The following is a 14,569-nucleotide window of genomic DNA, read 5'->3' as shown; positions in this document are numbered from 1 at the left end:
ACCATGACCAAGCTTGACGTCATAACGATCGGCCGCGCCGGGGTGGACCTTTACGGCAGCCAGGTCGGCGGTCGGCTCGAGGACATGGGCGCCTTCGACAAGTATATCGGCGGCTCGCCCACCAACATCGCCTGCGGCACCGCGCGGCTGGGCCTGAAATCGGGCCTGATCACCCGTGTGGGCGACGAGCACATGGGCCGCTTCATCCGCGAGCAGCTGTTGCGCGAAGGCGTGGATGTTCGCGGCGTCACCACCGACCCGGACCGGCTGACGGCGCTGGTGATCCTGGGCATCCGCGATGCGGAACAGTTTCCGCTGATCTTCTACCGCGAGAATTGCGCGGACATGGCGCTGAGCGAAGCGGATATCGACGAGGATTACATCGCCAGCGCCCGCGCCGTGGTGCCTACCGGCACGCATCTGAGCCACCCGCGCACCGAGGCCGCCGTCCTCAAGGCGCTCAAGCTGGCGCGCAAGCACGGCCGGCGCACCGCGCTGGATATCGACTACCGCCCGAACCTCTGGGGTCTGGCCGGGCACGGCGCGGGGGACAGCCGCTTCGTTGAAAGCGACGCGGTCACCGCCAAATTGCAGGCGAGCCTGCCCCTTTTCGACCTGATCGTCGGCACTGAAGAAGAATTCCACATCGCCGGTGGCACGACGGACACCGTTGCGGCCCTGCGCGCGGTGCGCGGCGTCAGTGACGCGGTGCTGGTCTGCAAGCGCGGCGCGGCCGGGGCCGTGGCCCTTGACGGGGCGATCCCCGACAGCCTGGATGACGGGCAGGCCGGGCCGGGCTTTCCCATCGAGGTCTTCAACGTGCTGGGCGCGGGCGACGGCTTCTTCTCGGGGCTGCTCAAGGGTTGGCTGGACGGGCCCGAGGACCGGACGGACTGGCCCAGGGCACTGAAATACGCCAATGCCTGCGGCGCCTTCGCGGTCAGCCGCCATGGCTGCACGCCCGCCTACCCGTCGCTGGAGGAACTGGAGTTCTTCCTCGACCGGGGCATCACGCGGCCCGACCTGCGCAACGACGCGGCGTTGGAACAGGTCCACTGGGCAACCAACCGCCACACGCGAAACGGGGGCGACTGGTCCACATTGCGCACCTTCGCCTTCGACCACCGCGCGCAGCTCGAGGAGATGGCAGGATACACCCCCGAGAAGGGTGCCGCCTTCAAGGAGCTCTGCCTCGATGCCGCGCTGCGGGTGCAAGACGGGCAGGGCGGCTACGGCATCCTCTGCGACAACCGGATCGGGCGCAGCGCCCTGCACCGCGCCAGCGGCTCGGGGCTCTGGATCGGGCGGCCGGCGGAACGGCCCGGCGCGCGGCCCGTCGATTTCGAGTCCGAGCTAGGCGCGGACCTGGGCGGCCTGCGCGAATGGGCGCGCGAGACCGTGGTCAAGCTGCTGGTCTTCTGCCATCCGCAGGACGACGACAAGACGCGCAAGATGCAACTGGCGCGGATCAGGCGGCTGTTCACCGCGGCTCGGCGCAACGGGCTTGAGTTTCTGCTGGAGGTGATCCCCTCGAAGGTCGGGCCTGTGGAAGATGACACCTCCGCGCGCCTGATCGAGATGGTCTATGACGCCGGGGTCTACCCCGACTGGTGGAAGCTGGAGCCCTTCACGACCGAGGCCGCCTGGAGCAATGCCGTGGAGGCCATCACCCGCAACGATCCGCACACGCGGGGCATCGTGGTGCTGGGGCTGGACGCGCCCGAGGCTGACCTTGCGGAGAGTTTCGCGCTGGCCGCGCGGCAACCGCTTGTCAAGGGTTTTGCCGTGGGCCGGACGATCTTCGGCGAGGCTGCGCGCGCCTGGTTCGACGGCGGGATGAGCGACGCCGATGCCGTGGCGCAGATGGCCGACCGCTTCGGGCGTCTGTGCGCGATCTGGGACCGGGCGCGTGGGTGACATTTGGGGGAGGGGGCTCTGCCCCCGCGCCAGCCGGCGCCCCCTGGGATATTTTGGGCCAGAGGAAGACAGGCTGGCATCAGGAGGATGAGATGACGACAATTCGACTAACCGCTGCGCAGGCACTGGTGAAATACATCGCCGCGCAGAAAAACGAGGACGGCGAGACCTTCATCGCCGGGTGCTGGGCGATCTTCGGGCATGGCAATGTCACGGGGCTGGGCGAGGCGCTCTATCCCGCGCAGGACGTGCTGCCGACCTACCGGGGCCACAATGAGCAGACCATGGCCCATTGCGCCATTGCCTATGCCAAGCAGTTGCGGCGCCAGCGGGCCATGGCGGTGACCAGTTCCATCGGGCCGGGTGCGACGAACATGGTGACGGCGGCCGCGCTGGCGCATGTGAACCGTTTGCCGGTGCTGCTGCTGCCCGGCGATGTCTTCGCGACCCGCGGCCCCGATCCGGTGCTGCAGCAGATCGAGAATTTCAGCGATGGCACGGCCAGCGTCAACGACACCTTCAGGACGGTCAGCCGCTATTTCGACCGGATCAGCCGGCCCGAGCATCTGCTGACCGCGCTGCCGCGCGCCTTTCGCACCATGACCGACCCGGCCGAGTGCGGCCCGGTGACCCTGTCGTTGTGCCAGGACGTTCAGGCCGAGGCCTATGACTATCCCGTCAGCTTTTTTGAGCCGCAAGTCTGGCGGCCCCGCCGCATCCGCCCCGACGTGGCAGAGCTGGGGCGGATGGCCGCGCTTGTGAAATCCGCCGCGCGCCCGGTGATCGTTGCCGGGGGCGGGGTGCATTATTCCGGCGCGACCGAGGCGCTGCGGGCCTTTGCCGAGGCCCACAACATTCCCGTGACGGAAACCCAGGCGGGCAAGTCGGCGCTGCCCTGGGATCATCCGCTCAACCTCGGCCCGCTTGGCGTGACCGGGGGCGAGCCGGCCAACACCGTCTGCGCCGAGGCGGACCTGGTGCTGGGCATCGGCACGCGGTTCCAGGATTTCACCACCGGCAGCTGGGCGCTTTTCGCCAATCCCGCCCGCCGGATCGCCTGCCTGAACGTGGCTGCCTATGACGCGGCCAAGCACACTGCCGCCCCGCTTGTGGCCGATGCCCGGGTCGGGCTGGAGGAGCTGGGCGCGGTGCTGGGCGATCACATCGCGCCGGGCAGTGTCGAGGGGTTCAAGTCCGACTGGTTCGCCAAGGTCGATCCCGTGACCGATGCGCCCACCGACAGCAACCAGCTGCCGACCGACATGCAGGTCGTGGGCGCGGTGCAGCGGCAGGCGCGTGAAAACACCGTCGCCATGTGCGCCGCGGGCACCATGCCGGGCGAGCTGCACAAGCTGTGGAAGGCGGGCAAGCCCGGCAGCTATCACATGGAATACGGCTTTTCCTGCATGGGCTACGAGATCCCGGGGGCCATGGGGATCAAGATGGCCCAGCCCGAGGCGGACGTGATCTGCTTTACCGGCGACGGCACCTATATGATGGCCAATTCCGAGATGGCCACGGCGGCGATGATGAGCATCGGTTTCACCGTCGTCGTCACCGACAATCGCGGCTTCGGCTGTATCAACCGGTTGCAGATGGGCACCGGCGGGGCCGAGTTCAATTGCCTGCTGGACCACGCACTGGGCGGTGAGAATTCGAATATCGACTTTGCCGCCCATGCGGCCGCGATGGGCGCGACCGCCCGAAAGGTGGCCAGCATCGCCGAGCTGGAAGAGGCGCTGGCCGCACGCCATGACGTCAAGGTCCCCTATGTGGTGGTCATTGACACCGACCCCTATCCGAGCACCGAACACGGCGGCACCTGGTGGGAGGTGGGCACGCCCGAGGTCTCGGATCGGGCCGAGGTGGTCGAGGCCCATGCCCGCCACGCCGCGCACAAAGCGACGCAAAGGGCGGATTGATGGCTGTGAAACTGGGGATATCGCTGATCGCGTGGCAGAACGACGATCTGCCAGAGCTGACGGCGGATTACACCACCGAGGGCGCGATGGAGGATGCGGCGGCCATCGGCTATGCCGGGGTTGAGCGGGGCCGCCGGATGCCCGGCGATACCGACGGGCTACGCGCCTATCTGGATCGCTATGGCCTGGCGCTTTGCGGCGGCTGGTGTTCGGGCAACTTGATGGTCAACGATCTCGCGGCGGAAAAGGCGGCCATCGCCGCCCAGGTGGACCAGTTCGCGGCCCTCGGGGCGCCCTGCGTGGTCTATGCCGAATGTTCCAACACCATACAGGGCGACCAGTCCCGGCCCGTCGGCCAGCGCCCGAAGCTGACCTGCGACGAGATCATGGCCTATGGCGCCCGCCTCTCGGAACTTGCCAAGTGGTCTGCCGACCGGGGCTGCGTGCTGGCCTATCACCATCACATGGGTGCCATGGTGCAGGACGCCGAGGACATCGACTGGCTGATGGCCGGGTCCGACCCCGCGCTGACGCTGCTGTTCGATACCGGGCATCTGCATTTCGCCGGGGCCGACCCGCTGGCGGTTCTGGAAAAATGGGGGCACCGGGTGTCGCATGTCCATGTCAAGGACGTGCGCCAATCGGTGCTGGACTGGGTCAACGCCGCCGACCGCAGCTTCCTCGACGGGGTGGCGAACGGTGTCTTCTCGGTGCCGGGCGACCCTGAGGGCGGCATCGACTTCCAGCCCATCACCGACCGCCTGAGCGCCATGGGATACGACGGCTGGATCGTGGTCGAGGCTGAACAGGACCCGGCCAAGGCACCTCCGTATCGCTACTCGAAACTGGGCTTCGATTACCTGACCGATATCTGCACCCGTTCGGGACTGGAGATCGGCCGTTAGGTTTCACCGACCCCGCACGGGGTCATCACCACCACCATGAACTGCAGGAGGATATCATGGTAAACACGGAACTCGGGCACGTTGGCTATTTCGACCGGGAGTCCTGTGATCTGGACGAATTCAAGGTGGTGACCTCGCAGAACCTGACCGCGGGGGACGTGCCCCACGCGGCAGGGATCGAGAAAAATGTCCCGCTTTACGACATGGCGGCGCTGCGCCCGGCGCTGGAGGACCCCGCCCGCCGCCGCGCGCTGCTGGCCGAATGGGGCCGGGTCTTCCGGTCCTCGGCCGGGGTCATCGCGCTGAAACGGGCCTACCCGGATACATCCGTGATCGACCGGGCCAGCGAGGTATTCCGCGCGATCATCGCCGAGGAACGCGAAAGCGCGGCCGGAAAGGGCGACCACTTTGCCGCCGCCGGGGCCAATGACCGGATCTGGAATTCGCTGCAAAAGCAGTGCCTGCGAGATCCGGAGGGCTTTGCGCTCTACTTCGGGAATACCTGCCTGGCGGCGGCGGCGCAGGCCTGGCTGGGGCCGAATTACCAGATGACCGCGCAGGTCAACCAGGTGCGCCCAGGCGGCAAGGCCCAGACCGCGCATCGCGATTACCACCTGGGCTTCATGAGCGCCGAAGAGGCCATGCGCTATCCCGCCCATGCCCACGAGGTCACCGCGACGCTGACGCTTCAGGGCGCGGTGGCGCATGTGGACATGTCCGTCGAAAGCGGGCCGACCAAGCTTTTGCCCTTCAGCCAGCTCTACGGGCCGGGCTATGTCGCCTTCCACGACGCGGCCTTCCGGGACCATTTCGAACAGGCCCATGTGCAGGTGCCGCTGGACAAGGGCGACGCGGTCTTCTTCAACCCCGCGCTGTTCCATGCCGGCGGCGAGAACCGCAGTCCGGACGTCGAGCGGATGGTGAACCTGTTGCAGGTCTCCTCGGCCTTTGGCCGGTCGCTGGAAAACCTGGACCGGCGTGGCATGTCCGAGGCCTTGCTGCCCGAGCTGATCCGGATCAAGCAGGGCGGCGGGATGCGCCCCGAAGAGCTGGACGCGGCCATTGCCGCCTGCGCCGAGGGCTATCCCTTTCCGACCAACCTGGACACCGATCCGCCGGTCGGCGGGCTGGCCCCGCCCAGCATGGCCGACCTGATGCGTCGTGCGGTGCAGGAGGGCTGGACCACCGCGCGGTTTGCGCAGACCCTGGCCGACCAGCAGGCGCGGCAGGCGGCCTGAGCGGATGTTCAACCTGCGCCACCCCTTCTTTCGGCCGCTTGCGACACGGGCCATCGTCACGGGGGTGGCGCTTGGTTGGGCGCTGTTCGAACTGGCCACCGGCAACGCCGCATGGGCCCTGATCTTCGGCGCCTTCGGCGGGCTGTGCGTTTATGAATTCTTCCTGGTCTTCGACCCGGAGAACTACAAGGAAAAGGACGATGGCTGACCTTCTGTGCAAACCCTTCGGCACCCATGGCGAGGTTCACCGGATTACCCCCGAAAGCGCCGGCTGGCGCTACGTGGGGTTTTCGCTGCACCGCCTGCGCCAGGGCGAGACGGCCGCCGAGGCCACCGGCCCCCGCGAGGTGATCCTCGTCATGGTCGAGGGCAAGGCGCGCATCGAGGCCGCCGGGCAGGACTGGGGCGTGCTTGGCGACAGGATGGATGTTTTCGAGAAAACGCCGCCGCATTGCCTCTACTTGCCCAATGACAGCGACTGGTCGCTGGTGGCGGAAACCGATTGCACCGTTGCGATCTGTTCCGCCCCCGGTGCGGGCGGCCATCCGGCCCGTCGGATCGGCCCCGAAGGGATCGAGCTGACGCAGCGCGGCAAGGGCAACAACACCCGCCATATCAACAATATCGCCATGGAGGGGGAGGATTACGCCGACCGCCTGCTTGTCACCGAGGTCTTTACCCCGGATGGCAACTGGTCCTCCTATCCCAGCCACCGCCATGACGAGGACGACTTTCCCCGCATCACCTACCTGGAAGAGACCTATTACCACCGGCTGAACCCCCCGCAGGGCTTCGGCTTTCAGCGGGTCTATACCGAGGACGGCACGCTGGACGAGGCCATGGCTGTGCGGGACGGCGACGTGGTGCTGGTGCCGCGCGGGCATCACCCCTGCGGCGCGCCCTACGGATTCGAGATGTACTATCTGAACGTCATGGCCGGCCCCCTGCGCAAATGGCGCTTTCAGGCCGATCCGGCGGTCAAGTGGATCATGGACCGCGACGCGTGACGCCAAGCCTCTGCGACCTCCGCGGCGCTCAGGCGCGCCCTGCGATGTCCGACAGCGACAGCGGATTGACTCCCAGCCGTTTCAGCGCCGCGGTCCACTTGTGTTCGTTGGCCCGCCCGAACAGGATGTCGTCCGAGGTCGAGGTCGTCAGCCAGCCGTTCTGCGCGATCTCCGTTTCCAGCTGCCCCGGCCCCCAGCCGGAATAGCCCAGCGCCAGCAGGCTGCGGCGCGGACCCTCGCCCCGGGCCAGCGCCTCGATGACGTCCAGCGTTGCGGTCATGGCCACGCCGTCGCCCACTGTGATCGTCCCCTCGGACGAGATGAAATCGTCGGAGTGCAGCACGAAACCGCGCGCCGTCTCCACCGGGCCGCCGAAATGGACACGCACGTCCGGCGGTTCGGGTGCAGGGCCTTCGGGCGTAAATTCCATCTGCTCCAGAAGCTCGGAAAAGCGCAACTCGGGCGCGGGCTTGTTCACGATCAGCCCCATCGCCCCGTCGCGCGAATAGGCGCAGACATAGACGACGGAATTGGCGAAGCGCGGATCGCCCATGCCGGGCATGGCGATCAGCAATTGTCCGGTCAGGTCGTTGGGTGCTGGGTCCATGCCGCAATGATGTGGTGCCCGGGCGCCACGCGCAAGGCCCGGCACCGGTTCGGCTGACCCAAACGTGACTTTTCATTCCCGCGCGGCTGGGTATCTAAGGGGGCATGTCCCGATTTGCCGCGTCCCTTCTGCCGCTTGCGGTGGCCGCCACCCCGCTCTGGTCCGGTCCCGCCCGTGAGATGGTCTCGGTCCGGGCACTGCCGGGTTGGCGGATGGAGGATGGCCGCCACATGGCCGGGCTGGAAATCAGCCTTGCGCCGGGCTGGAAGACCTACTGGCGCGCGCCGGGCGACGCCGGCATTCCGCCGCACTTCGACTGGTCGGGCTCTCGGAACGTCGTCGGCGTAGCCTTTCACTGGCCTGTGCCCGAGGTCTCCTGGTCCAACGGGATGCGCTCGATCGTCTACAGCGACCGCGTGGTGATCCCCATGGAATTCGACCTGGCCGAGGGGGCGGGCCCGGCCCGCGCTATGGCACAGGTGCAACTGGGCGTCTGCGAGGATATCTGCGTGCCGGTTCAGGTCGGGTTCGATGCCGTGCTGCCCGAAGAGGGTAGCCGAAACGCCCGGATCGCCGCGGCCCTTATGGATCGCCCGCGCACGGCGGCCGAGGCCGGTGTGGATGCCGTTCGTTGCGCGCTTGAGCCGGGGCAGGACGGCATGGCCGTGACAGCCGGCATCGAGATGCCCCGCATGGGCACGCAGGAAGACGTCGTGATCGAGGCGGGACGCCCGGATATCTGGGTCTCTGAGCCCGAGACCCGCCGCGCAGGCGATATGCTGATCGCGCAGGCCGACATGGTCCAGGTCGAGGGCGGCGCCTTCGCGCTGGATCGCTCGGACATCCGCATCACCGTCTTCGGCGATGATTCGGCGGTCGATATTCAGGGCTGTGGCGCCGACTGACCGCGCCGGGGGTCGCCTCGCGCACCCCGCAGGCCGAGGATCAGCATCGTCACTAGGTAGACCAGCCCCAGCCAGACCAGCGTCAGCCCCGCGAAGGCGGACAGCGCCATTGGCGCGCCGTCGAGCATCGGCAGGGCCTCGGCGATGAAGGGCAGCGCGCCCCCCGTGGCCAGCACCGGCGCGACCAGCCCCGCGAACAGGCCCAGGGCCCCGAGCGTCCCCAGCCAGCTGGGCCAGCGGATCGCGCCCCGGCCTGCGCGCAGGGCCCGCTTGGCCGCGCGCACCTGGTTGCCCAGGTCCTCTTGTATGGCCAGCAGGGCGGGCACGACGATCAGAACCAGCACCATCCCGAAGCCCAGCCCATAGACCAGGGTGATCACCGTGGGTTTCAGGAACTCCGCCTGGCTCGAGCCTTCGTACAGCAGCGGCGTCAGCCCCAGCACCGTGGTCAGCGTTGTCAGCAGGACCGGGCGCAATCGGTCGCTGGTGCCGTCGATGATGGCCGGGATTATGCCGCGGCTTTTCGCGTGTTCGTCGATGGTGGTCACCAGCACGATGGAATCGTTGATGATGATCCCGGTCATGCCCAGCAGGCCGACGACGGTGAACATGCTCATGGGCACGCCCCACTGGAAATGGCCGTAGATCGTGCCAACCAGGCCGAAGGGGATGATCGCCATGACGATCAGGGGCCGTGTCCAGCTCGAGAATATCCAGGCCAGGGTCAGGAAGATGCCGGTCAACGTCAGGATCAAGCCGGTGCGGGCATCGTTCAGGAATTCGTTTTCCTGTTCCGACAGCCCGGACAGCGAGGTATCCACGTTATAGCGCGCCCGGACGTCGGGCAGGATCCGGTCCGCGATCAGGCGGGTGACCTCGGCGGCGCGTTCGGCGTCATCGTCCGTCAGGTCGCCGTTGACGGTGATCAGCTGTATCCCGTTCTCGCGGTTGACCGTGGAAAAGCCCGTGCGCGTCTCGACCGTGACGATATCGGCCAGCGGTACATAGCTGCCCTCGGGGCTGCGCATCTGGGTGCGATCTAGGAAATCGGCCGTCAGCTCGCCCTCGGGCAGTTCCACGCGGATTTCGGCGCTGCGGGCGCCGAGCGGGTAGGTCGCCGCCTCGATCCCGCCCAGCCGGTTGCGCAGCACCCGGCCCAACTCGTCGATGGTGAAGCCCAGCGCCTGGCCCTGCGGGGTCAGTTGCAGGATCAGTTCCTCCTTGTCGTAGGACAGGCTGTCCTCGAGCGACGAGACCTCGGGGAATTGCGAAAGCTCGGTCTTCAGATCCTCGGCGGCGGCCTTGAGCGTCTGGGAATCCGCCCCGTAAAGCTGGATGTCGATATCATCGCCGCCCGGCCCGCCTGACCAGGACCGAAAGCTTACGGTTTCCACCATGGGGTGGCGGCTGACCCGGTCCTGAAGATCGGCCACGAAGGCGAAACTGGAATAGGGGCGCAGGTCCGCGTCGATCAGTTCGATCGAGATCGAGCCAAGTTGATCGGCGTCCTTGGTATCGGCCCCCGACAGGCCGCGCCCGGCATTGCCGCCGATCTCGGCGATGACATAGTCCAGCGGGTTGTTGCCGTGCTCCTCGGCGTATTCCTGGCCCAGCGCCTCGGTGGCCTCCTGCATGCGGCGCATCATCTCCAAGGTGTCGGCGCGCGTCGCCCCCGGCAGCATGGCGAAATTGCCGGTGACCGAGCCTTGCTCGGGCGCGTTGAAGAAGCGCCACTGCACGTCGCCCTTGACGAAAAGCGCGACCTGGCTGGCCAGTACAACGAACAGCCCCGCCATGACCGGGTAGCGTGCCCGGATCACCCCTGCCATCAGCGGGCGGAACAGGGTGCTGCGCATCCAGACGAAGCCCCGGTTCACGACCCGCGAGGGCAGATCGTACCAGGCCTTGCCAGAGGATTTTTCCAGCGATTTGTACATGTGGTGCGGCAGGATCAGGAAGCACTCCACCAGCGAGGCCACAAGCACCACGATCACGGTGAAGGGAATGTCGGAGATCAGGTCGCCGAAGCGTCCACCCACGGCCACCAGCCCCATGAAGGCGATCACCGTGGTCAGCGTGGCGGAAAAGACCGGCTGGAACATGCGTTGCGCCGCGTTCTCGGCGGCCACGGCGGGGGGTTCGCCCATGCGGTGCCGCGCGTCGGCATGTTCGCCCACCACGATGGCGTCATCGACAACGATGCCCAGCGTGATGATCAGCGCGAACAGCGAGATCATGTTGATCGTCAGGCCCGCCACCAGCATCAGCGCGATCGCGGCCGACATGGCCACGGGAATGCCGGCGGCCACCCAGAAGGCCGTGCGCGCGTTCAGGAAAAGAAACAGCAGGCTCACGACAAGGCCCAGCCCGAGCAGACCGTTGCCGTAGAGGATATCCAATCGGCCGGTGATGTAATCGGCCCGCGCGCGGATCAGGTCGACGCTGGTGCCCTCGGGCAGCGTGGCCTCCATGGCGGCGGCGACCTCTTCGACCTTTTCCTGAATCTCGATGGCGTCGCCGCGGGCCGACCGGTCGACGCGCACGGTGATGGCCGGGTCCTCGCCCACGAAATAGGCGCGTTCGCGGTCCACACCCTCGACCATGACACGGCCCACGTCACCGATGGTCAGCTTGCTGCCATCGGAGTTCGAGCGCAGGACGATGCCGGCGATCTGGTCGGCGCTGCGCTTGGCCACGCCGGTGCGCACGCGGGCCGAGCCGGACACGTCGCCCGCCGGGTCGGTGCTGACCTCCTCGCCGATGGCCTGGGCGATCTGCGCCATGGTCACGTCGTGCCGGATCAGCGCCAGCGAGGGCACCTCGACGACGGTCGAGGGGGCGGCGACGCCGCGGATGGTGGTGCCCGTCACGCCCTCGGCGAAAAGCCGGGTGACCAGTTCATCGGCAAAGCGTCCCAGCTGGTCGACCCCGACGGGGCCGGTGATGACAACATCCGTTACCCGATCCGACCAGGTGCCGCGGCGCACCTCGGGGTCCTCTGCATCCTCGGGCAGGTTGCTGATACCGTCCACGGCCAGCTGGGTGTCCTCGGTGGCCTTGGCCATGTCATAGCCGGGCTCGAAGTCCAGGATGATCCGGGCGCTGCCCTCGCGCGAGGTCGAACTTGTCTCGCTTACCCCCTCGACCGCCATGAGCGCGGGCTGGATCAACTGCACGATGGCGGCGTCCACGTCCTCGGCTCCAGCCCCGTCCCAGCGGACCGAGACCGAGACACTGTCGATGATGACATCGGGAAAGAACTGCGCCCGCATCTTGGGAAAGGCGGTGATCCCGGCGGCCAGCAACAGGATCAGCAGCAGGTTGGCCAGGGTGGCATGGCGCGTGAAGTAGGACAGCAGACCCTTGCCGGGGGGGGACGTGGCCATCGATCAGCCCCCCATCCGGGTTTCCAGGCGGGTGACGACCTCGGCGGGTACCTCGTCCTGTTCCAGCTGCGACAGAACGCGGGCCTTGGCCGCGTCGGGCATGGGACTGTCCTCGACGAAGGCCATCAGCCGCGCGCGCCGGTCCGGGTCCAACGCAATGACCTGCGGCTCGGTGGGCGCGGTCGAGGACTGATCCATGTTCAGGGGCTGCACCTTGATGCCCGATCCCAGCAGGGGCGAGCGTTCGGCGACGATGCGCTGCCCGGCAAGGTCGGGCGCGCGGATGATCACGTCGTCACCCTGGCTGCGCAGCAGGGTCACGGGGGCCTCGCTCAGGCGGTTTTCGGCATCCAGCACCAGCACGGTGTCGTCAGCGGCCAACGCTGTGGCCGGCACCAGCGCCACGTCTTCCAGCGGCGGTTCCGTGACCGAGACCGTGACGAAATCGCCCGACTGCATCCCCGCGGTGTCATCCAGTTGGGCGAACAGGACACGGCCCGTCTGCCCCTCGCCCACCAGGGCGCTTTCGCGAGCCACGGTGCCCTGGGCTGTCAGGTTCAGCCCCTCGACGGCCAGCGAGACCGTGACCGGCGCGCCGAGGGCGGTGCGGTCGGCCTCCAGAAGGCGCGAATATTGCGAGGTGGACAGGCGGAAGGACACCTCCAGCCGGTCCGGGTCGATCAACCGCCCCAGCCGTTCGTTCGCGGTGACGCGGATGCCGGGCGAGGCCGTGACCTCGGCGAGAGAGCCTGAAAAGGCTGCGTGGATCTCGGTGTCGTCCAGGGTGCGCTCGGCCTCGTCCAGGTCGATCTCGGCACGATCCAGCCGGGTGCGGGCCTGATCGATGCGGGCCTCGGCCTGGGCCAGCGCCTGGCGGCGCGACAGAACGGCCTGCTCCGCGCTCGAGACCGCAAGTTCAGCCGTCTCAACGGCGGCAGCCGTGCCCACGCCGCGGTCGGACAAGTCCTGCTGGCGGTCCAGGGCGCGGCGGCGCAACTCGGCCTGGTCCTCGGCGGCGTCCAGTTCGTCCTGCGCCAGGGTCAGGGCCCGTTCGGCGTCGCGCAATTCGGCGCGCGCATCCTGCATGTCGACCTGGCTGCGCTCCAGGGCCGCGCGGGCGTCGGTGGGGTCGATCCGGACCAACAATTCGTCCGCCTCGACCCGGCCGCCATTGCGGAAATTCTCGGACACCTCCAGCACCGTGCCGCCGACCACGGCGCGCAGGTCCAGGGTGCGGGCGCTCTCCAGTTCGCCGAAAAGGGTTAGCGCGGGCGCAATGGTCTGCGGCTGCACCTCAACCACATTGACGGACAGGACTCTTTCGCTCTGCTCGAAGCTGCGGGGCTCGGCATTCATGCGCTCCTGCACGGCAAGCCGCACGGTATTGCCCGCCCAGGCAAAGAGCGCCAGCGTAAGCGCCAACAGAAAGATGCCGATCAGGCTGCGGCGAAGAAAATGCATGTGCCCCTCTCTGGTCACTGCGGCTGGGCCGGTCATTTCCGGCCGCCGCGAGTTTACTTATACGTCCTCAGGACCGGTTTCGATCACATGCGGCGGATTGACACTGCTACGCGCGGGCCGCTCATTTCCGTCGCTTGCCTTCTTCCAGACGCGGGGAAATCTCGACGAAGTTGCAGGGCTGGTGGCGATAGTCCAGTTGATAGGCCAGGATTCCGTCCCAGGCGTCCTTGCAGGCGCCGGTGCTGCCGGGCAGGGCGAAAAGGTAGGTGCCTCCGGCGACGCCCCCGGTGGCGCGGGACTGGATGGCGCTGGTGCCGATCTTTTTCATCGAAACCATGGTGAAAACCGTGCCGAAGGCGTCGATTTCCTTTTCGTAGACATCGCGGTGGGCCTCGACCGTCACGTCGCGGCCCGTCAGACCGGTGCCGCCGGTGGAAATGACGACATCGACCTGCGGGTCGGCGATCCAGCCGCGCAGAACATCCGCGATGGTGGCGCGGTCGTCCTTGACGATGCGGCGGTCGGCCAGCACATGCCCCGCGCCCGCCAGGCGGTCGACAAGGGTCTGGCCCGAGCGGTCCTCGTCCAGCGCGCGTGTGTCGCTGACCGTCAGGATGGCGATGCGGAGCGGGATGAAAGCGCGGCTCTGGTCGAGGCGGGTCATGTGAGTTCCTTCAGGCGGGCCTTGAGCGCCAGCAGATCGGCCCAGGCCTCGCGCTTGGCGGCAGGGTTGCGCAGCAGATAGGCGGGGTGGAACATCGGCAGGACGGGCAGGTCCAGCACCTGCGCCCAGTGCCCGCGTATCCGGGTGATCCCGCTGCGGCCCAGCAGCGCCTGACACGGCGTATTGCCCATCAGCACCAGAACCTTCGGCGCGGCCAACTGGATGTGGCGTTCCACGAAGGGCAGCATCATCGCGATCTCGGCCTTGTCCGGCGTGCGGTTCTGCGGCGGCCGCCAGGGCAGGACATTCGAGATGTAGACCGGTGCCTCGGCCCGGTCGCGCCCGCGGTCGATTGCCGCCAGCATCCTGTCCAGCAACTGCCCGGCCCGGCCCACGAAGGGGCGCCCGTCGCGGTCTTCGTCGCGGCCCGGCGCCTCGCCCAGGATCATGACGGGCGCCCCGGCGATCCCGTCGGCAAAGACCAGAGTGCGCGCCCCGGCCTTGAGGTCGCAATGCTCGAAAGCGGCCATGGCCGCGCGCAACCCCGCGAGGTCCTG

At 67.6% G+C, this 14,569-nt stretch carries 12 protein-coding genes; 7 read left to right on the top strand and 5 right to left on the bottom strand.

The window, feature by feature from the left end; all coding sequences use genetic code 11:
• Nucleotides 1-3 precede the first annotated feature (3 nt).
• The 6 genes from ACH107_RS13420 to iolB all read left to right on the top strand — a co-directional run bounded on the left by ACH107_RS13420 (nt 4) and on the right by iolB (nt 6,989).
• Nucleotides 4-1,917 carry a bifunctional 5-dehydro-2-deoxygluconokinase/5-dehydro-2-deoxyphosphogluconate aldolase gene (locus ACH107_RS13420; protein WP_412506264.1) on the top strand — a complete coding sequence of 638 codons (1,914 nt, stop codon included), beginning with the start codon at nt 4-6 and terminating at the stop codon, nt 1,915-1,917.
• Nucleotides 1,918-2,009: 92 nt separating this feature from the next.
• Nucleotides 2,010-3,839 carry a 3D-(3,5/4)-trihydroxycyclohexane-1,2-dione acylhydrolase (decyclizing) gene (gene iolD / locus ACH107_RS13415; protein WP_412506263.1) on the top strand — a complete coding sequence of 610 codons (1,830 nt, stop codon included), beginning with the start codon at nt 2,010-2,012 and terminating at the stop codon, nt 3,837-3,839.
• Nucleotides 3,839-4,744 carry a myo-inosose-2 dehydratase gene (gene iolE, locus ACH107_RS13410; RefSeq protein ID WP_412506262.1) on the top strand — a complete coding sequence of 302 codons (906 nt, stop codon included), beginning with the start codon at nt 3,839-3,841 and terminating at the stop codon, nt 4,742-4,744. The genes iolD and iolE overlap by 1 nt, the downstream gene beginning before the upstream one ends.
• 56 nt (nt 4,745-4,800) lie before the next feature.
• Nucleotides 4,801-5,982, top strand: a complete 1,182-nt coding sequence (locus tag ACH107_RS13405) for a phytanoyl-CoA dioxygenase family protein (RefSeq protein WP_310692248.1) — start codon at nt 4,801-4,803, stop codon at nt 5,980-5,982.
• 4 nt (nt 5,983-5,986) lie between these two features.
• Nucleotides 5,987-6,190 carry a hypothetical protein gene (locus ACH107_RS13400; protein WP_310692249.1) on the top strand — a complete coding sequence of 68 codons (204 nt, stop codon included), beginning with the start codon at nt 5,987-5,989 and terminating at the stop codon, nt 6,188-6,190.
• Nucleotides 6,183-6,989 (top strand): 5-deoxy-glucuronate isomerase, encoded by an 807-nt coding sequence (gene iolB, locus ACH107_RS13395; protein ID WP_412506261.1) that lies wholly within the window; start codon nt 6,183-6,185, stop codon nt 6,987-6,989. Before ACH107_RS13400 ends, iolB begins: the two co-directional genes overlap by 8 nt.
• A gap of 28 nt (nt 6,990-7,017) precedes the next feature.
• Here iolB and ACH107_RS13390 read toward each other — a convergent pair whose 3' ends face one another.
• Nucleotides 7,018-7,596 carry a YqgE/AlgH family protein gene (locus ACH107_RS13390; RefSeq protein WP_310691476.1) on the bottom strand — a complete coding sequence of 193 codons (579 nt, stop codon included), beginning with the start codon at nt 7,594-7,596 and terminating at the stop codon, nt 7,018-7,020.
• 104 nt (nt 7,597-7,700) lie between these two features.
• Between ACH107_RS13390 and ACH107_RS13385 the strand changes: the two genes are divergently transcribed.
• A complete protein-coding gene (locus tag ACH107_RS13385) occupies nt 7,701-8,501 on the top strand; it encodes a protein-disulfide reductase DsbD domain-containing protein (protein WP_412506260.1) in 801 nt (266 codons plus the stop codon).
• Here the strand turns inward: ACH107_RS13385 and ACH107_RS13380 are convergent.
• The 4 genes from ACH107_RS13380 to ACH107_RS13365 form a co-directional block, all read right to left on the bottom strand.
• Nucleotides 8,480-11,887 (bottom strand): efflux RND transporter permease subunit, encoded by a 3,408-nt coding sequence (locus ACH107_RS13380; protein ID WP_412506259.1) that lies wholly within the window; start codon nt 11,885-11,887, stop codon nt 8,480-8,482. The two genes, ACH107_RS13385 and ACH107_RS13380, sit on opposite strands and share 22 nt — an antisense overlap.
• A 3-nt stretch (nt 11,888-11,890) precedes the next feature.
• On the bottom strand, nt 11,891-13,348 hold the full coding sequence (locus ACH107_RS13375) for an efflux RND transporter periplasmic adaptor subunit (protein WP_412506258.1): 1,458 nt from the start codon (nt 13,346-13,348) through the stop codon (nt 11,891-11,893).
• Nucleotides 13,349-13,469: 121 nt separating this feature from the next.
• Nucleotides 13,470-14,012, bottom strand: coding sequence for a molybdenum cofactor biosynthesis protein B (gene moaB, locus ACH107_RS13370; protein WP_310691480.1), 543 nt, complete (start codon nt 14,010-14,012; stop codon nt 13,470-13,472).
• Nucleotides 14,009-14,569: uracil-DNA glycosylase (locus tag ACH107_RS13365; protein WP_412506257.1), on the bottom strand; the 561-nt coding region annotated here is incomplete at its 5' end. The genes moaB and ACH107_RS13365, both read right to left, overlap by 4 nt.

The sequence above is a fragment of the Roseovarius halophilus (ex Wu et al. 2025) genome (assembly GCF_047086965.1).
The sequence above is the reverse complement of the archived record's forward strand: the minus strand, read 5'-3'. Positions and strand labels throughout refer to the sequence as shown.

Coding starts and splice junctions, on each gene's coding strand:
- ACH107_RS13420 (WP_412506264.1), top strand. CDS start 4: ATGACCAAGCTTGACGTCATAACGATCGGCCGCGCCGGGGTGGACCTT.
- iolD (WP_412506263.1), top strand. CDS start 2,010: ATGACGACAATTCGACTAACCGCTGCGCAGGCACTGGTGAAATACATC.
- iolE (WP_412506262.1), top strand. CDS start 3,839: ATGGCTGTGAAACTGGGGATATCGCTGATCGCGTGGCAGAACGACGAT.
- ACH107_RS13405 (WP_310692248.1), top strand. CDS start 4,801: ATGGTAAACACGGAACTCGGGCACGTTGGCTATTTCGACCGGGAGTCC.
- ACH107_RS13400 (WP_310692249.1), top strand. CDS start 5,987: ATGTTCAACCTGCGCCACCCCTTCTTTCGGCCGCTTGCGACACGGGCC.
- iolB (WP_412506261.1), top strand. CDS start 6,183: ATGGCTGACCTTCTGTGCAAACCCTTCGGCACCCATGGCGAGGTTCAC.
- ACH107_RS13390 (WP_310691476.1), bottom strand. CDS start 7,596: ATGGACCCAGCACCCAACGACCTGACCGGACAATTGCTGATCGCCATG.
- ACH107_RS13385 (WP_412506260.1), top strand. CDS start 7,701: ATGTCCCGATTTGCCGCGTCCCTTCTGCCGCTTGCGGTGGCCGCCACC.
- ACH107_RS13380 (WP_412506259.1), bottom strand. CDS start 11,887: ATGGCCACGTCCCCCCCCGGCAAGGGTCTGCTGTCCTACTTCACGCGC.
- ACH107_RS13375 (WP_412506258.1), bottom strand. CDS start 13,348: ATGCATTTTCTTCGCCGCAGCCTGATCGGCATCTTTCTGTTGGCGCTT.
- moaB (WP_310691480.1), bottom strand. CDS start 14,012: ATGACCCGCCTCGACCAGAGCCGCGCTTTCATCCCGCTCCGCATCGCC.